The 18,301-nt window shown below is 41.3% G+C and carries 20 protein-coding genes and 1 tRNA gene; 13 read left to right on the forward strand and 8 right to left on the reverse strand.

From position 1 onward, the window contains the following. The 4 genes from H562_RS0109705 to H562_RS15645 form a co-directional block, all read right to left on the reverse strand. A partial coding sequence (locus H562_RS0109705) for a transposase (protein WP_034691051.1) occupies positions 1-220 on the reverse strand: 220 nt, incomplete at its 3' end. A 130-nt stretch (positions 221-350) separates the two neighbouring features. Then, positions 351-602, reverse strand: coding sequence for a hypothetical protein (locus H562_RS0109710; RefSeq protein ID WP_027377333.1), 252 nt, complete (start codon positions 600-602; stop codon positions 351-353). A gap of 47 nt (positions 603-649) precedes the next feature. After that, entirely contained in the window at positions 650-1,807 is a 1,158-nt protein-coding gene (locus tag H562_RS0109715; RefSeq protein WP_027377334.1) for a hypothetical protein, read from the reverse strand. A gap of 1 nt (position 1,808) precedes the next feature. Beyond that, positions 1,809-1,958: a hypothetical protein gene (locus H562_RS15645; RefSeq protein WP_156831985.1), complete on the reverse strand. Its 150-nt coding sequence runs from the start codon at positions 1,956-1,958 to the stop codon at positions 1,809-1,811. 184 nt (positions 1,959-2,142) lie between these two features. Here H562_RS15645 and H562_RS0109725 point away from each other — a divergent pair, with 184 nt between their 5' ends. Both H562_RS0109725 and H562_RS0109730 read left to right on the forward strand, forming a co-directional pair. After that, positions 2,143-3,366 carry a hypothetical protein gene (locus tag H562_RS0109725; protein ID WP_027377335.1) on the forward strand — a complete coding sequence of 408 codons (1,224 nt, stop codon included), beginning with the start codon at positions 2,143-2,145 and terminating at the stop codon, positions 3,364-3,366. Between the two features lie 154 nt (positions 3,367-3,520). Then, positions 3,521-4,030, forward strand: coding sequence for a thermonuclease family protein (locus H562_RS0109730; RefSeq protein WP_027377336.1), 510 nt, complete (start codon positions 3,521-3,523; stop codon positions 4,028-4,030). Between the two features lie 33 nt (positions 4,031-4,063). On the opposite strand, the gene H562_RS0109735 is transcribed toward H562_RS0109730, so the two are convergent. The 3 genes from H562_RS0109735 to H562_RS0109750 all read right to left on the reverse strand — a co-directional run bounded on the left by H562_RS0109735 (position 4,064) and on the right by H562_RS0109750 (position 7,511). Then, positions 4,064-4,912: a cyanophycinase gene (locus H562_RS0109735; protein WP_027377337.1), complete on the reverse strand. Its 849-nt coding sequence runs from the start codon at positions 4,910-4,912 to the stop codon at positions 4,064-4,066. A gap of 385 nt (positions 4,913-5,297) precedes the next feature. Next, complete coding sequence (gene ribB, locus H562_RS0109745; RefSeq protein ID WP_027377338.1) at positions 5,298-6,419, reverse strand: 3,4-dihydroxy-2-butanone-4-phosphate synthase; 1,122 nt, start codon at positions 6,417-6,419, stop codon at positions 5,298-5,300. Between the two features lie 69 nt (positions 6,420-6,488). Next, complete coding sequence (locus tag H562_RS0109750) at positions 6,489-7,511, reverse strand: LLM class flavin-dependent oxidoreductase (RefSeq protein WP_027377339.1); 1,023 nt, start codon at positions 7,509-7,511, stop codon at positions 6,489-6,491. Positions 7,512-7,655: 144 nt separating this feature from the next. Here H562_RS0109750 and H562_RS0109755 point away from each other — a divergent pair, with 144 nt between their 5' ends. From H562_RS0109755 to H562_RS0109805, 10 genes are all read left to right on the forward strand, one after another. Then, complete coding sequence (locus tag H562_RS0109755; RefSeq protein ID WP_027377340.1) at positions 7,656-9,032, forward strand: DUF4403 family protein; 1,377 nt, start codon at positions 7,656-7,658, stop codon at positions 9,030-9,032. Positions 9,033-9,261: 229 nt separating this feature from the next. After that, positions 9,262-9,335 (forward strand) — tRNA-Cys (locus H562_RS0109765). 154 nt (positions 9,336-9,489) lie between these two features. After that, entirely contained in the window at positions 9,490-10,068 is a 579-nt protein-coding gene (locus H562_RS0109770) for a YMGG-like glycine zipper-containing protein (RefSeq protein ID WP_051190469.1), read from the forward strand. Between the two features lie 59 nt (positions 10,069-10,127). Next, positions 10,128-11,780: an LIC_10190 family membrane protein gene (locus H562_RS15690; protein WP_233701992.1), complete on the forward strand. Its 1,653-nt coding sequence runs from the start codon at positions 10,128-10,130 to the stop codon at positions 11,778-11,780. A gap of 22 nt (positions 11,781-11,802) precedes the next feature. Further along, entirely contained in the window at positions 11,803-12,870 is a 1,068-nt protein-coding gene (gene aroC, locus H562_RS0109780) for a chorismate synthase (protein ID WP_027377342.1), read from the forward strand. A 57-nt stretch (positions 12,871-12,927) separates the two neighbouring features. After that, a complete protein-coding gene (locus tag H562_RS0109785; RefSeq protein WP_027377343.1) occupies positions 12,928-13,491 on the forward strand; it encodes a thioredoxin family protein in 564 nt (187 codons plus the stop codon). Continuing rightward, positions 13,492-14,043, forward strand: a complete 552-nt coding sequence (locus H562_RS0109790) for a TlpA family protein disulfide reductase (RefSeq protein ID WP_027377344.1) — start codon at positions 13,492-13,494, stop codon at positions 14,041-14,043. 74 nt (positions 14,044-14,117) lie between these two features. Beyond that, the gene (locus H562_RS0109795) at positions 14,118-14,456 is read left to right on the forward strand and encodes a YkvA family protein (protein WP_051190471.1); all 339 of its coding nucleotides are present in this window, start codon (positions 14,118-14,120) and stop codon (positions 14,454-14,456) included. A 190-nt stretch (positions 14,457-14,646) separates the two neighbouring features. Beyond that, positions 14,647-15,546, forward strand: coding sequence for a tRNA (adenosine(37)-N6)-dimethylallyltransferase MiaA (miaA, locus tag H562_RS0109800; protein WP_027377346.1), 900 nt, complete (start codon positions 14,647-14,649; stop codon positions 15,544-15,546). A gap of 7 nt (positions 15,547-15,553) precedes the next feature. Beyond that, positions 15,554-16,111, forward strand: coding sequence for a thioredoxin family protein (locus H562_RS0109805; RefSeq protein WP_027377347.1), 558 nt, complete (start codon positions 15,554-15,556; stop codon positions 16,109-16,111). Positions 16,112-16,264: 153 nt separating this feature from the next. Here H562_RS0109805 and H562_RS0109810 read toward each other — a convergent pair whose 3' ends face one another. After that, positions 16,265-16,900 (reverse strand): MBL fold metallo-hydrolase, encoded by a 636-nt coding sequence (locus tag H562_RS0109810; protein WP_027377348.1) that lies wholly within the window; start codon positions 16,898-16,900, stop codon positions 16,265-16,267. Positions 16,901-17,049: 149 nt separating this feature from the next. Between H562_RS0109810 and H562_RS0109815 the strand changes: the two genes are divergently transcribed. After that, positions 17,050-18,261 (forward strand): type IX secretion system plug protein, encoded by a 1,212-nt coding sequence (locus H562_RS0109815; protein WP_027377349.1) that lies wholly within the window; start codon positions 17,050-17,052, stop codon positions 18,259-18,261. Positions 18,262-18,301 lie beyond the last annotated feature (40 nt).

The raw sequence follows: 18,301 nt of genomic DNA on the forward strand, positions 1-18,301 counted from the left end.
TATTATCCATATAAGCGTAAACCATTACCTTGAGCATCATCTTGGGATGAAAGCTGGGTTTGCCATCTTTACTATACTCCTCAATGAGCAGTCTCAGATCAAGTTGCTCAATAACCCCATTAACGATGCGAACAGGATGACTTTCCGGAATCAATTCCTCGATTGAGGGCGGGAATAACCAGTTTTGTTGTTGATTATAATCTTTAAATTTAATATTCATATCATTGATTATCAATACTTAAAGATACAAAACAACTATAAAATAGACAATACTTTGCAAAAAAAATCACAAAAAAACCGCCTCAGTTTTGAGACGGCTTCTAAATATTTGAAATGAGCGTACAAGGTTTCTATAGAGCAACTGCATGTTTTCCTTTGTTACTTCCGTCAGGATGGCGGTGGCAGGAATTTGCAACTAAATTCGAAATGGTGGAAGCAGAATTGCCACAGTATTTACAGCTGTATTTGCTTTTCTCACTTCCTTCGTAAAGTTTATGTTTTCCTTTGTTTGACCCGTTTGGGTGGCGATGACAAGAGTTTGCAGTTAAGTTGGCAATGCTTGATGCTTTTGTTCCGCAGTATTCACAGTAAAAATTTGACATAATAACTATTTTGATTAATTAGTACAGAACCGCTACAGCCTTCCTACTTAGAATTCTAAAAACTTTTGTGACAACATGCGATATCTTTTCTCTGAAACTCTTATTTTGCTGTTTAACTGATATTTCGGTATAGATATCCATAAATAGCCTAAGATTACAAAAGATAGCAGACCGAACCAGTAATAAGAATAATGGGTTTCAACAATGGAAGCGTCTTTAATTATTAAGTTTTTAACTCCACTAAAACCTTTGCTAACGAGTTGGATAATAGAAAGCGCAATCGCACCTATAATTGAAACAATAACTAACGTAGGTTTGTATATACTGCTTCTCATTTTAGCGTGATCTTCAAGGTGTTTCGTTTTAAGAGTTATCAGGTTTCCACTGTACCTGTCTATAATATCAGACATTAAATTTGACTTTCCAATGATGTAAAAATATTTGTCGAGTTTATTTATAATACCATCGATAGTTAAAATAAAATTTTCCTTATCTCTCTTATTTTTCGCTGCAGCAAAAGCCCAGTCTACAGCTTTGTCCCAAAGACCATCCTGCTTAGTAATCTTTTCTATAAAGTCTGCCGCAACTAGAGCAACGAAAATAACGGCCGCTGCTGTTGCTATTGGCGCAATGAATCCGGCAGTAACGGATGTTCCTGTCATAGTAGTTGTAGCTCCAGCGAATTTCCTAGGCAAGTCACCCATCTGGACCCCCGACTTGCCGTTTTCGCAAATCTTTTCCGTAACATGATCACCAAGTTTGCCGCCAAGCTTTTTAATATTTTCTTCGGCTAATTTAATAACGGTTGCCGAAGATTTCAGCAGTTCCCGGGTTGCATCTTTTAAAACTTCCTTACCCGCCTCTCTATTTTTTGTAATCGAATATTCCAGTTTAGCATTTGCAAAAAAAATATAATTATGAATCATTAACTGTGATAATTCTCTCATCCTAGTCCTTTCATCTTCACTTTCAGCAGATTTTAGAGAAAGATCTAAATTTTTAAAAAGCAGATCAAACGTACTGTTTGTAAGATCAGGGGAACTCACATATCTAATCACTTGAAGTTGAGCACTTAGTGCATTTGAGACTGAACTAGATGCGTTGTCCTGAAGACTTTCTAAGTAATTATTCATTTCATCAACAGTTTTTATTTCTAATACTTGCTGATTTGTGTTTTCTTGAATTTCAGTAGAAATATTTTCCATATTATTTTAACTTCTTGTTTCCTTTGATTTCGCCGCTGCCATTTTTCTCGGCCCACTCTTTAGCTATCTCGCTCCCTTTCTGTAAAATAATTGGTAAGGCTACTACTAGTAATTTCTTACCAATACTTAAGAGTTTGTTTTCATTTGCCATAGTTCAATTTTTACTCGGTTTATAAACAAATTTATTCCAGTCATATGACAAACTGCGTCTTTTAAACAGGATAATTTTATTTCTTATTAGCTCATAAATTTATGTTAATTTAACACACCATTTGGTGTACAATCCTGTACAAAATCTACAAACCAATACTTATATTTGTATTTCATTAAAAGAAATGAATAGAGAAGTCCATATTTTAGCGCATCTCAAAAAAAGAGTCGGTACGCAATTCGGCAAGCAGATCAGCAATTCGACAGACTGTGATAAACTGGCAGCGGTTTTGGCACAAAAACTCAGTGTAAACATAAGTTCCCAAACGCTTCGCCGCTTTTTTGGGTTGATCAAATCGCACTCTAAATCGAGCCATTTTACGCTTGATAATTTGTCCAAATTTTGTGGCTTCCAGGATTTTAAAGCTTTCAGCCGTTCTTACAGTAATACGGAACTCGAACTTTTCTTCTCAAACAAAACAATTAATGATCATGATTACTGGGAGAAAAGCGAACAGCTTTGCCGGCAGATTACAGATTCCCCGGAATTGTTGGTAAGTACTCATCTTCGGTTGATGGCTTTTCCTCAGGCAAGAAAATATTTTATGGAGCATCATCCCTTGCGGGATATGATCGGTACGGTTTATTCCCAATATTTTTCTGCCTACCTGAAATTTAATACCGGCAGCGAGGCCAAGATCTTTGCCTATGGTTTTCTTTTTCAGAGTGCTTTCCTTCTGCAGAATGCAGAACTGATGGAGTTGTATTATAATAAAGTAAAAGATACCGATCTCCACGCAGAAGTTCATGTCATTCCCGCAGGTTTGAAATTTGGCGTACAATTGCTTTATGCCGATTTTATTGGTAACGAATTTCTTTTTCGAAAGTATTTTGCCGAAATGAAGAGGATGCGATTACATTATATAGCAGCCTCAGAAAAATCGGTCTGCAGTTTTGAGTATACCGTTTTAGAGTCTTTGATATTTACCAAAAGGACCACCGAAATGAAATATCTGATTGAAAACAATACCTTCCAGAAAAACAGTGACGAAGATTTTATTCCTTCCCAAAGAATGCATACACATAATGAAGTCTGGAAAATCCTTTGTGCAGCAGCGTATGAGAAAATGGGTGATAAAGAAAATACCGCGAAGTATTTAGATAATGTTGATCCAGATCGTTTAGAAATCGGCTGGGCAAAATATTATTCGATCATTTATTATTTCATTCAGCTGAAAACTGACAACTGCAATCAGCAGCTCACTATTATTTCAAAACTGAAAACCCTGATCGATGAAACCTACTTCAGTTATTTCCAGACTTTACTCGATGATCACCTTAAAAAATTTAACAGAGAGGAAAAGGAAACTGAACGGTCTGGGGATTATCGACGGGTTTTAGTAAGTTGATCCCGTAATGATTTACGGTGCTCTGCTGCTTTGTCATTCTTTTAAGCAGATAGTTGAAAATCGAGAAGGGAATCATCGTGAATTTTTTGGCCAAACCGCTTCTTTGAAATTAACCGCATTTTAGGTATATTTATCTGAAAATACAATTTCCTTCATGCAAAAACCGCTCTTCCTTCTTCTTTTTATATTCCTCGGGAATGATTTTATTCCGGCCTCTTTTCAATCTTATTCACAGGTAAGTCAGTTGGTCCTGAAAGCAAAAGTGATCGGCATCAAAGACGGCGACACTGTCGAAGTCCTTTATTATCAGCTGCCGATTGTGGTTCGCCTCGAACATATCGATGCACCTGAGAAGAAACAGCCCTTCGGAATGGTTTCCAAACAGAAACTTTCGGACCTCTGTTTTGGAAAAGAGGTCACACTCATCAGCACCGGAAAAAAAGGGAATTATGACGCGCGCGGCAGACTGATTGCGGAAATTATACTGAATGATAAAACAAACATCAACAAAGAAATGGTGAAATCCGGCCTCGCCTGGCATTATAAAAAATATTCGTCAAGTCTGGAATACGCCCGGCTGGAAGATGCTGCACGCAGAAATAAAATTGGTCTTTGGCGGGATAAGCACTGGGTTGCTCCGTGGGACTTTCGCAGAGCCAAATAATCTTTACCAGGATTTCAATAATACGTTCGGCCGTCAGTCGTTGACTCTTTCTTCGCGCGGCGTGATGATATTCAGTTTCCGCTTTTCGAGGTCATATACATCGGTTTTACTCATTACATGCAGCGTGAGATCTGAAATGGAAAGTGGCGCGCCCTCGTGAATGTCGAGCAGGTTGCTGTTGGATATCGTTAGACCGTCAATAATAATAGCCATGCCCGGCCCAACTGCTTCCATCTTTTTATTGGAAATTAGCAACGCTGTATTTTCGTCCAGACCCACACCAAGCACGTTTGGATTGGTGACTACAATTTCGAACAACCGGCCGATGCGGCCGCGCGCTATGAAATGGGTGTCAAATATAATATTGCTCAGTAGCCTCAGACCTGTTGTGGTGACAACTTCTCCCTTGTAGGCAGCTTTGTCGCTGTTGCCGTCCACGATCATGCTTTCGGACGCAGCCGCCGCTCCGGCGGAGGTTCCCGCGTAAATAAAGTGGCTTTTCTGCAGGCGCTCATGAAGCAGATTATGGAACTGAGTTCCGCCCAAAATCGAGGTTAAGCGCAATTGCGTACCACCGGAGAAGAATACGGCATCAGCCTTTTTTAGTCTTTCGAGTTGTTCGGGTGCATCGGCTTCGTTACGGTGAGCGATCGGTAATACGCCAACATTTTTTGCTCCGAGATTTTTAAAGACTTCTATATATTCGGGCCCGACCTCTTCAGGAACGGTCGAAGCCGTGGTTACGATTTCTATCCGGGATCTTTTTTTCAGGCGGCACTCCTCAATAAAACGAGAGAGAATGGTCGCCGATGAACTGTCCGAATCGTTGAAGTTATTGCCTTTACTTTCGGCACCGCCGATAATCAATAATTTGCCTTTCATCACGCATGATTTTTTTTTATGCTTAAAATGGTGTTATGAAAATTAGATAATCCACAGTTTTAGCTAATTGTAATCGTAATCCAAAGGATCCTGATTATTACCGTAGTGCGGCCATTTCACTGTTGTTTGTAAAAATCGATATCAATTAATTTGCCGAACTGAAAACCATTCGGAATAAATTAAGGTTTTTGACAAGGCGGGCTGAAAGTATAAAAAATCAGCTGATCTTTTCGCTGCCGTTTATTTTACTAATGCAAATGTGAAATTTGGTGCGGAAGTGCACAAAGATCCCGGCAAAAGTCTCCGCCGATTTTAAAAGGAAAAAAAATCTTATTTGGTATAAAAACAGACAGGGTAAATTAAAAAATAACCTGGCAGACTCTGTTTAAAGCTGCACCATTTCCGTCACTTCTACATCATAGCCGCCCACCACAGGTTTCTGGTTAACGTTTTGGGTAATAACGCGGAATTTATTGATGCCCAGATTCTTTAGGATTTGCGTGCCGATGCCATAATCGCGGAAATTGGAAGCCAACGTTGGCCGGCGCTCCTGACCATCCTGAAAATCCAGGAACTGCTGAAGTTTGCGCATGGTATTTTCGGAATTGGAAACGTTATTAATGAAGATGATTGCGCCCTTACCTTCCGCGTTTACCATGGATGTTACTTTTTCCAGCAAAGGTTTCTCGCCGGAGTTCAGCCTGCTCAGCACATCAAAATAGGAATTGGATGCCTGCACGCGTACAAGTACAGGTTCGTTTTCGGACCAGTGTCCTTTGGTTAACGCGAAATGGATCTGATCGGTGCTGGTCTCTTTAAAGGCATAAAAATCGAAGTCACCGTAAAAAGTCTTTACTTTTCTTTCTTCCAGTCTTTCGATCAGATCACCTTTTCTCAGCTGATACTGAATCAGGTCTTCTATGGAGACAATTTTCAGGTCATGCCTTTTTGCGAGCTGCACAAGCTCAGGCAATCTTGCCATCGACCCGTCATCATTCATGATCTCGCAAATCACGCCACCTTCTTTCAGACCGGCAAGTTTTGTGAGGTCAATTGCGGCTTCAGTATGGCCGGCGCGTTTAAGGACACCTCCTTTTTTCGCACGAAGCGGAAAAATATGTCCGGGCCGCATAAAATCCGCAGGTTTTGTTTTTTCATCCATCAATGCGAGAATAGTCTTGCTTCTGTCACTTGCCGATATTCCGGTGGATACATCAGGGCCGAGCAGATCGACAGAAACGGTAAAAGCAGTTTCTTTTGGATCACTGCTGCGCGTGACCATAATATCCAGGCCAAGCTCATCACAGCGTTTTTCGGGAAGCGGCGTGCAGATCAGTCCGCGCCCGTAAATCGTCATAAAGTTTATTATTTCAGGCGTCGTCAGTTCCGCGGCGGAGAGGAAATCGCCTTCATTTTCGCGGTTTTCATCATCAACAACGATGATTATTTTCCCGTTTTTTAAATCCTCAATCGCTTCCGGAATCGTGTTTAACTGAATATCTGACATTGTACTTTAAGATTTTTGCAAAGATACTCCGATTTGCCGCAACCGACAATTATTTGTCCGGCTCTTATCTTACGAAACTTTTTGGGTGTTATTTGACATCAGTACTTCTGAGGCTGCCCGGAAAATGCGATAAGATTCTACACGCGCATGGTGTTCATAGATATGCGAGGTGATCATCATTTCATCGACCTGGAAAAGGTTCTGGAACTGCTTCATCTGCTCAGTGACCGAGTTTATACTGCCAATGAAACTGTACCGTAACATATTCATAACGTGGGCTTTTTCCATCGGGTTCCAGATTTCATCCATATCATCTACCGGTTTTGCGTATGGTTTTCTGTCATTTCTGATGATGTTGATGAAAGCCTGGTAAAGTGTAGTTGAAAGTTTTTTCGCTTCGGCGTCCGACTCCGCGGCGATCCCGTTTACGCAGGCTATTACGTACGGTTTCGGGAATCTTGCACTTGGCCGGTAATTTTCACGGTAAAGTTCAAATGCAATGGCCATCATTTCCGGGGCGAAGTGTCCGGCAAATGCGTAGGGTAATCCGAACTCTGCAGCTAGCCACGCACTGTCGGTACTCGAGCCCAACACATAAATCGGTATATCACAGCCTTCGCCCGGGATTGCACGCACAGCACTGGAAGCATTCTCGCTGGAGAAGTACTGTTGCAGCTCGGCGATCTGTTTCGGGAAGTGTTGGTTGATGTTTAATGGATTTCTGCCCAGTGCTTTTGCAGTAAGACCGTCGGTTCCGGGGGCGCGACCAACGCCAAGGTCAATCCGACCCGGAAAGAGACTGTCCAAAGTCCCGAACTGTTCAGCGATCACCAGCGAACTGTGATTGGGCAGCATAATTCCGCCGGAACCAACGCGGATTTTTTCGGTGCCGTTGGCGATAAATCCGATAAGGACAGATGTAGCAGAACTTGCAATACTCGCCATGTTGTGATGTTCTGCGAGCCAAAATCTTTTATAGCCTAATTTTTCGGTGGCACGGGCGAGATCCAGACTGTCGTTGAAAGTATCGTGAATGGTTTTGTCTTGTTTTACGGGTGCCAGATCCAGCACCGAAAGGTCAAATTTTTTCATAATTATAATATAAGGAATCAGAATTAAACTTTTAAAGGTTATCTCTTTTAAAATACATTGGAATGAAACCTGCAGAAAGTTCTGATCATATTTCAAACTGGTAAGCAAAATTTATGCAAATTTGCCTCAGCTGAAAATTTAAGAATGAGGAGATTTTTTATCATATACTTTATCCTGGTCGCTGTACGGTCCTTTTCTCAGCAGCCTGCCCCAACCACCACACTTTCGGTGTATAATTTTCCGAAAATGCGATCCTCGGTCACGATGCCAGTCAAGATTCCACTGGCTGAAATTGCCAATCTGATCAATGGTTCAGTGAAAGATTTAATTTTTGAGGACGATTCCTTTACCGACAATAATAATGATCAGTTCAAAGTAAAAGTCTGGCGAACCCGGCCCATCCGCCTGGTAGGTGGAACGAAACAGAATCTGCTGATAGAAGTCCCGCTGAAGATCCACGCTGAAAAAGGTATCGGCACACTCGGATTCTATACTTACCAGGATACCACTTTCGAAACCGTCATGTATTTTAATACGCAGATCACTTTCAACACAAACTGGAAAATGATCACTAAAACTGTTCCAATGGGTTTCAAATGGGTAACAAAGCCGGTTTTGGACTACGGTGCAGTCCGCATACCGATCACGCCGCTGGTAGAATCAAGTTTAAAAAAGCAGCAGGCCGAATTCTGCACTACGATCGATGAAATGATGTTGCAGCAACTCAACTTTCAACCTTACGCGGTGAGCGCCTGGAATACATTTTCAGAGCCTTTTAATATATCTGAAGAATACAATACCTGGCTGAAGGTGACGCCTTTAAAGATAAGTCTTACGCCGCTTGTTTTTTATGGAGATCAAATTGAAACCAGTGTTGGAATTGAAACTTTTTCTGAAACATTTTCAGGACAGAAGCCTGCTTCTTCATCACTTGTGAAAACAGTACCAAATTTTAGCTATAATGGTGAATTACCGCAGAAATTTCTGCTGCAGACCACTGCCAACATTCCCTACACAGAGGCAACTTCAATTGCGGAAAAAATGTTTCTGGGTAAGGAATTTCTGTTCCGGGAAGGAAAATCCAGGATCAAAGTCACCGGTATTAAGGTGCAGCAAAACAATGGGAAACTGGAAATTGCAGTCAGCACCGAAGGTACAGTAGAAGGAACTTCGTACATTTCCGGTATACCGGTTTATGACGGGAGCAAAAGAATGATCGTTCTTTCGGATACGCATTTTAAACTCCAGACGAAGAATATTTTGCAGAAAACCGCGACTTTACTTTTTCAGCGGAAAATCATTCACATGATCGAGGATGAATACGGCCTACCCACCGCTGAACTGGAAGATACCGCGCGGAAAAGTATTGAAGAAGCCTTTAACAAAGAATATTACAAAGGTCTGAAAATGCGTGGCAAAGTATTTATGTTGAAACCTTCGCAAATCATTTTAAATGATTTCGGAATTACAGCTGTGATCGATACGGAGGCGCAGTTACAGCTTTCGGTTCAGGGAATTTGACTGGGTTGATTTCCTCATGAAAATATACCTGCCTATTTTTTTAAACTTGACAGCAGCAAATCATTTTCAGTTGGGTTTTTCGGAACTGAGTGAATGAATATCGGTCCAAATTCTAAGTGGAGAAAACGCAATAATATATTCGAACACGCCCGGTTCCGTTGGTAATAAAGAAAATTCACAATATCATTTTTTTCAAAAAAGAAAAAGTTATATATTTGCAAACCTTTATGGTTCTTTGGCCGAGTGGCTAGGCAGTGGTCTGCAACACCATTTACAGCGGTTCGAATCCGCTAGGAACCTCCAAAAGCAAGTTATTGATTTTCAGTAGCTTGCTTTTTTTATTAATAAAGTTTGTATAAATTAACGTTTTGTTAACACTACATTGGTCACCTTTTGGAAGTAACCCCGTGAAATAATCAAATGATTCCTAAAAAAGATCATTTCAAAATTTAAAATTATGAAGACGACGAATCCACATACACAGAGCAAGGCATTTTTTGGCAAGAGTTTTTTAATTTCGGGCGCTCTTTCAGTTTTTATGCTGGCTGCCTGTACCAAAGACAATACGGTTGCTGAAAAATCGCTCGACCAGCAGAAGATGGAATTCCAATCCAGACAACTGGAAATTGAAAAACAGAAATTAGCCATCGAAAAAGAAAAAATGGCTTACGAAACGCAGAAAAAAGCCGACAGCGTGGAGCAGGTCGCTCAAGCCAGAGCTGCTGCTAAACCACAGGTGATTCGCGAAACCAGAACAGTTTACGTAAATAATACACCAAGAAGAGCGGCGAGTTCTTCGAGTTCAAGTAACGGAAATTATGCCGGGACTTCACAGGGAACAACCCAAAAGAAAGGCATGAGTAAAGCGGCGAAAGGTACCATCATTGGTACAGTTGGTGGCGCGGCTGCCGGTGCGATCATCAGCAAGAAAAACCGTGGTTTGGGTGCTGTGATCGGTGGTGTTGTAGGTGGCGCCACGGGATATACCATTGGTAGGGCTGGTGACCGGAAAGACGGTCGTGTGCAACCACGATAATAATACATATTTACTGCATATAAAGGAAAAGATTGCTTATTTTTAAGCAATCTTTTTTTATGGTTTACATCCTGTGCATGCTGGTAATTCTGCTGTCTGTTCTTGCAGGCTTCGGCAGAATTTTTCAGCATTTTTTTGGTGAAATATTTTCCGGTCTTGCCGGTTTACTGCTCAGCGGTCTTGTGTTCGTATCAGTTTTGTTCACGCTAACCGCATTTATATTTCCCTTAAATATATTCGTTGAAATCACGACGATTGCGATAGGATTGTTTTCATTTTTCTTCGCAAAAGTCTATTGCAGATTTTGGACTTTTTTTCATAAGATCAGCGCGCTTTTTTTTGCTGTTTTATTGATCACTGTTTTCTTTGGTTCATATTTTCCCTTTATCTTAGACCATTTCGGATATTACGTTCCATCGGTAAAATGGCTGGCAGAAGTTGGTTTGGTGCGCGGAATCTCAAATCTGGATCTTCTCTTGGGGCAGATGTCGGTATGGCATATTTTTCAGGCGGGTTTTTCCAATTTCACGGATCCGTTCTTGAGGATCAATACGTTAATCCTTGTCGTTTTTCTCATTTATATTTTTGAAAAAAAGCGGTGGATTCATCTGCTGGCTTTTCCTGTACTTTTCCTGTTTTCGCAGTCGCCGAGTCCGGATCTTGCAGGTCTGGTCCTGTCACTGATTCTTCTGCAGGAAATTTTTCTGAGGAATCATAAAATGACTCTGCTCTTTGCCTTCTCGGTTTTTGTTCTGCTGCTGAAACCCACGATGATGTGGATGCCGCTGTTCGCCCTGTTTTATGGCCTTTTTATTACAAAAGCAGGCTTCAAATTTATTTCCGGTGGCTTAGTGCTTGGTGCTTTTTTTATTGTTAAGAACATCTGGACCTTTGGGTTTCCTATATTTCCGGTAGCTTTTGTAAACCTTGGATTTTCCTGGACTCCAGCTCAGGAAATTCTTGCAACCTCCGCTAAACTGGCTCTTGAAAAAACCTATGATCTGCAGTTCAGTTACGCGCAGATCCGCCAGTTCTCGTTGTGGGAATATATCCGGAACTGGCTTTGTTTGCCGGGAATAAAAGGTGTCATACATTTGGGTTTTATCGGTGTGATCGCAGCTTTTTTTATTTTTTGTCTGAAAAAAAACACAAGGATTGTGTGGTTTCTGTTTATTTCAGTACTGGTGAAAAGTATTTTAATTCTTTATTTTTCGGCGCAATACCGTTTTTTTATTGATGTGTTTTTTGTCAGCTTTTTCATTTTCTTTAATGAAATCTTTTCCCGGAAAATAATTTTCGGAATTTTCACCGGACTCTCATTTTTATGTTTTTTTATATTGAGTTTTCCGTACTTATTAAAGAATTACGTTCCCAGTTTCAATCTCGGGTTTTACATGACGGGTTTTAGCGTCGGCCAGTTTTATAAACCTTCGGTGTTTGAACTGAAAAACTACCAAACTCATCAAATCGGAAATCTGAAATTTAATGTGGTGCAGGGTTATCCGTTCAGTTTTGATACGCCTCTGCCTGCAGTTTCACCGGCTTATCTGCAAGAAGATTATAATGCGGGCATCGTTCCGCAAGCCGAAGGAAAAACTTTAAAAAGAGGTTTTAACCACAGAAAAATGACTTCCGCAGAAAAGCAGAACCTTAAGATGATCTTAAACAGCATTGAGCGCCGTAATTTGCAGAAGTCTTACCGCAAAAACTAAATTATCTCACTAACTTTGTATCATGTTCACCTTAGGAAACTTTCTTTCACTTTCTACTTTCGGCGAAAGCCACGGACCGGCATACGGCGGCATTCTCACTAATTTTCCGGCAGGTCTGCAAATCGATCTTCAGCAGGTTCGGCATCAGCTCGACAGAAGAAAACCCGGCCAGTCTGCGATCGTCACACAGAGAAAAGAAAGCGACACCGTAAAATTTCTTTCCGGCATATTTGATGGACGAACAACCGGGACACCAATCGGTTTCCTCATCGAAAACGAAAATCAAAGATCCAAAGACTACGACCATATTGCAAAAGCGTACCGGCCAAGCCATGCCGATTTTACATACGACCGCAAATTCGGGATTCGCGATTACCGCGGCGGCGGCAAATCATCGGCGCGTGAAACCGTAAACTGGGTGGTGGCGGGAAGCCTGGCGAAACAACTTTTACCCAACGAAGTGGAGATTTACGCATACGTTTCATCCGTAGGCGAAATCTTCTGCGAAAAACCTTACCAGCAACTCGATTTCTCGCAGATCGATTCCAACGAAGTACGCTGCCCGGATGTTGAAACTGCCGAAAGAATGATCACGAAAATTAAGGAGATCAAAAAGGAAGGCAACACCATCGGCGGCACAATTACATGCGTCATTAAAAATTTACCTGCTGGAATCGGAGAACCTGTTTTTGGTAAACTTCAGGCAGAACTCGGCAAAGCAATGCTCAATATCAACGCCTGCAAAGGATTTGAGTATGGCAGCGGTTTCTGTGGTGCAAAAATGACCGGCAAAGAGCACAACGATCTTTTTAATGAAGATTTTACCACCAAAACCAATCTTTCAGGCGGAATCCAGGGTGGCATTTCCAATGGTATGGATGTCTATTTCCGTGTCGCTTTTAAACCGGTTGCAACTATTTTACGTCCGCAGGACAGTTATGATACCAACGGGAATGCAGTAACGGTGGAAGGAAAAGGTCGCCACGATCCGTGTGTACTGCCGCGGGCAGTTCCAATAGTCGAAAATCTGGCCGCTTTTGTTCTTGCGGATTTATTTTTAATTAATAAACTGCGGAAGTTTCCCGTGTGATCTTGATCACCAACAGTTGCTGAATTTGTCCCGAAATTTGTACAATAAATAAATAAAATGAAAGAATACTGGCAGAATGCCCTCACCTTCGAAAACTATCTAAAGATATCAGAAGAACGCGTACACCACAATCCCGATCCGAATGATGCGCATCAGGAGTATTACGAACTGGGACTTCAGCGTACCAACAGAACCCTGAAAACCTTCAAGGTAAACGTTGATGAGCTGGCAAGACTCCAGGAAAAAAACTTTAAAGGTAAAATTCTGATCATTTCAGAGCCCTGGTGTGGCGATGCCAGCGCTACAGTTCCTGCTGTATCGAAGTTTTTTGAAGCTGCCGGAAATGAGGTCCGTGTTTTTCTGCGGGATTCCGATCACAGTTTAATCGACCAATATCTTACGGGCGGCTCCCAGTCGATTCCGAAGGTCCTTATTTTGAATGAAGATTATTCTGTAAAAGCTGTCTGGGGACCAAGGCCGCAGTACGGTTTGGAGTTGCTGAAAAAGTTTAAAGAAGATGAAGCCGCATACCCACGCGAAGAATTCTACAATGATCTTCAGGTATATTATGCCAGGAACCGCGGAAAAGACGCTATTGATGAAATCATAAATCTTTTGTAAATGAAGTTTTTAAAAAAAAATATCCTCAATATTATCGTCATTGTTTTTCTGGCGGTGCTATTTATCTTTCCTGAAGTAAAACTCAAACTGAAGGATATGTTCTTCCCGGTGGCTGCCATTGAAGATGCGATCATGCTGCAGGATTCCGACATGGATATTGATCTGAAAGGCATAAACACAGCCGACACTAACCTGAAGAATCTGAAAGGAAACAAACTTATCTTCCTGAATTTCTGGGGCACGTGGTGTCCACCATGCCGCGAGGAGTGGCCGACCATCGAAAAACTGTATAATGCCAAGAATGATAAAGTCACTTTTGTGCTCATCGCCATGCAGGATGAGGAGGAGAAAGTGCGCAAATTCCTGAAAGACAATAATTACACGGCGCCGGTTTATATTGCCGAAAGTCCTATTTCTGCAGCCGTGCTGCCCAAAGTTTTTCCCACCACTTTTCTTCTGGATAAAAACGGCCGGATCCTGCTGAAAGAGGATGCATCAAAAGACTGGAACAGCAAGTCGGTAAATAACTTCATTGATACGTTTACCAAATAACTTTAACTGTTTTTACGAAATGTTGGTATGCAATTTGTGATTTATGCGGGGTTATCAACTTTATAAAATACAAAATGAAATTATCAAAAATTGCTCTGGCCAAAGAAGCATTTAAACATAGAGGTTTTCTGAAGAAAATCCCCGTACTCATCAGGATGGTAAAATCCATCATGTCAAAAGATGGCTATAAGCCGCAGTTCAAAAACGTAATTCTACCAGCGCTGGTTTTGGTATATCTTGTTTCTCCGCTGGATGTCATACCGGATTGGATTCCTGTAATTGGTGTACTCGACGATCTGGCGCTGCTTGCATTTGCAATGCCGATGCTGATTCGCGAAGCTGAAAATTTTATCGCCTGGGAAGTTTCAAATAAATCTGGCAGCCGGATTGCTGAAGCAGAAATAGTTCGCTAAATTCTTACAAACTCAACCGTTCAAAATCTGAACGGTTTTTTTTGTGAAAGATGGAAATTCTTAGAACATGTAACACGAAAACGTGTTTTGATCATTTGGTCAGAATTTATGAACCTTTTTGAAATTGTTTAATTGATGGGACTGTAGACATCAACCAAAAACTTTAAAAAAAAATCAGGAAATTAGCGGCGTGAAAACCCTGATCTCCATCGTCGGCACAACCGGTATCGGCAAAACCGCCCTCGCGATTGAAATTGCAAAACATTTTGAAACCGAAATTATTTCGTGTGATTCCAGACAGTTTTTTTCAGAAATGAAAATTGGTACAGCAACCCCTTCAGCTTCGGAGCTCGCTGCTGTGCGCCATCATTTTATCGCACATCTTTCTGTGAATGATTATTATTCCGTAGGTCAGTTCGAAAAAGATGCACTCAAAAAAATTGATGATCTGTTTCAAAACCATGACGCCGCAGTTTTGGTGGGTGGAAGTATGATGTACGAAAAAGCCATCATCGAAGGGCTGAATGATTTACCCGAATCCAATCCGGAAAATCAGCAGAAACTTGAAAAACTTTTCAGCGAAAGTGGAATTGAGATTTTACAGGAAATCCTGGAAGCGCTTGATCCTACCTATTTTCAGGTTGTGGATAAGGATAATCCGCGCCGTCTTTTCCGCGCCATCGACATCATTTGGCAAACCGGAAAAACCTATACTGAAAATATTGCTGCACAGATTAAAAAACGTGATTTCAACGTAATCCGCATTGGGATTGAGGCGCCACGGGAAATTATCTATGAACGGATAAATTCCCGCGTAGACCAAATGATGCACGACGGTTTACTGCAGGAAGCGCAATCTTTACTTCCCTTTAAAGATAATCTTGCGCTGCGCACTGTAGGTTACACCGAACTGTTTAATTACTTCGAAGGCCACTGGACTTTGGATTTTGCCGTAGAGGAAATTAAGAAAAACTCGCGCCGGTTTGCCAAACGTCAGCTGACATGGTATCGCAAAGAGGAAAACATCAACTGGGTAAATTATCAGAATTCGCTGCAGGAATCCTTATCTTTGCTAAAGACTTTAAAATAAAAAAATAATGGCAAATACACCTTCAAATATGTTGGCTTTGGGCACTAAAGCTCCTTTTTTTGAGCTCCCAAATCCTGCGCAGAGCAGTGAGATCTCATCACTGAACGACCTGAAAGGCGAAAGAGGAACGCTGATCATTTTTATGTGCAACCACTGTCCCTTCGTGCAGCATGTGATTGATAAACTTGCAGAACTGTATGATGATTACCGGGAACGCGGGATAGAATTTATCGCCATCAACCCGAATGATGCGGAGAAATATCCGGCCGACGCACCCGATAAAATGGTTGAATTTCAAATGGAGAAAAAATTCGATTTCCCTTATCTCTATGATGAAAGCCAGGCGATTGCAAAAGCTTATGACGCGTCCTGCACACCGGATTTTTTCTTTTTTGATGACAAACTTGATCTGATTTACCGCGGCCAGATGGATGATTCGCGCCCCGGAAATACAAAAGAAATTACAGGCGAAGATCTGATCATCGCTTTTGAAAATCTGCTCGCCGGCGAACCGCAGGAAGAATTACAACGCCCAAGTATGGGTTGCAATATCAAGTGGAAGTAAAAAGAGCCAGGTAAAAAGTTGTTTGCAGACTACTTGGAATCCGCTGGAGTAAAAGCCGTGTTAAGACTAAGATCCTGACACGGTTTTTTTATTGATGGCGTATAGAAATAAGTCAACACTCAAATCCGGTCGCTTTTTGATTGGGTTTAGATTTTAAAAAAAAGGATTGTAATTCCTCTCAAAACCTACGGTTGTCGGATTGCCATGACCACTGTAGATCTTCGTATCATCGTGTAAAGGAAAGATCTTCGAAGTAATTCCTGAGATTAGCTGCCCGTGATCTCCTTTGTACAGGTCGGTTCGGCCAATGCTCCCTTCAAATAAAATATCACCCGAGATCATCAATTTCTGGTCTTCATTATGAAAGGCAATATGTCCGGGTGAATGTCCCGGAACATGCAGGATATTAAATATATCATGTCCTAAACTGATGGTTTCGTTTTCCTTTAAATAAGCAGTGTCGCCGGCGAAAGGTTTAAAGAAAAAACCAAAACGGTTGGCGTCTATCGGGTTTCTGTCCAGGATCTCCTGTTCAATTTCATGCAAAAGTATGGGAACATTGTATTTGTCAAAGGCTTTTTGAAGGCCCAAGACGTGATCGATATGCGCATGGGTAAGCAGAATATTCTGAATTTGCAATCCGTTTTCTTCGATAAATTTGTCCAGACGCTGCGTCTCTTCTTCACTAAAGTTTCCCGGATCAATTATATATGCCTGCTGACCGTCATTGTAAACAACATACGTATTCTCTGAAAAAGGATTGAAAACAAAAGATTTTATGTGAACCATCGCTGAATTTTCGGCAAAGGTAAAAGGTAATTTTTAATTAAAAAAAATGTGTGCGTACAATAAGGATTCATTTCCCGTGTTATAGACATTGAATTTGCTGACTGCTGGTTCGCAGGCATCATCTCTTAAATTTTATTAACTTCGTAGCAATGAAAGTTCCCGGTATTATCTTAATGTTCTTCAGCTGCCTGATTTCTGCACAGGATATCCGCAGTATTCAGCTTTTTAATCCCCAGACCAACGACGAAACTGCGGTGATCGGATTCAATGAACGGCTGATCCTGAAGTTTGATGACCTTACGAATTCCAGCACGGTTTTCCGGTACACGCTGAAACACTTTGACCGAAACTGGCAGGACGACGGACTTTTTTTTACCGAATACGCTAACGGTTCGCTAAATGCGCTTTTGGATCAGTTTCAGTATTCATTCAACACGCTTCAGCCTTATACCAATTATACGCTGACCTTTCCGAACGATAAGATCCAACCCAAAATTTCGGGTAATTTCGAGCTCGTCGTTTATAAAGATTCACCGGAAAAGCCGCTTTTTAAGAAGCGTTTCTGCATGGTTGAAGATGGTGCCGATATTGCCGTAAACGTATCTCGGACCTCAGATGCCCGAAATCCTGAAATTAACCAGCGCGTTGAGATTCAGGCAATTGGCAGGAATTCTTCATTAATGCAAAATGTAAATTCGGCCAGTTTAAATGTGGTGCAGAATAACAACTGGAATGTTGCAGTTTATAATCAGAGACCAAGTGCAAGCCTTGGTAATAAATTACTTTTCCAACAGTTGAGTCTGTCTTTTCCGGGGAATAATGAGTTTTATTATTTCGACAACAAAAACATGAGTTACGCTTTCGATATGGTTGCCGGCGCGGAGACTTTAGATGGAAAAAATTACACTTACCTGCATCCGGTCTGGGCTTTTCCTTTGAATTATCAGTACCAACCCGACGTAAACGGCGCGTATTATTTCCGTAGAAATGATCTTGGGATTGAACGAAATGCCGATAAAGAGGGTGATTATTCCTGGGTTCAGTTTGCGCTGGATTCCCGCGAAACCGATAAACAGATTTACGTTTTGGGTGGTTTCAATGATTTTGTACCTGCCAAAGAAAACCAGATGGTATATGATGAAAAATCCCAAAAATTCCTCGCTAATATCTATTTGAAACAGGGATTCTATAATTATATTCTCGCTACAAAGAATCCAGATGGTACGTTGAATTTTGGAGAAGTCAACGGTAATTTCTGGCAGACCGAAAATCTGTACCAGGCATTTTTATATTACCGGCCGTTTGGCCGCAATTACGATGGTTTGATCGGTTACGGCGAATTCAGGACGCCGGTGCGATAAATTTTGTTTTTCGATCCTTCAAGGTTTTTCAATCCTTCAA

The sequence above is a fragment of the Kaistella palustris DSM 21579 genome (assembly GCF_000422265.1).
Lineage (GTDB): Bacteria > Bacteroidota > Bacteroidia > Flavobacteriales > Weeksellaceae > Kaistella > Kaistella palustris.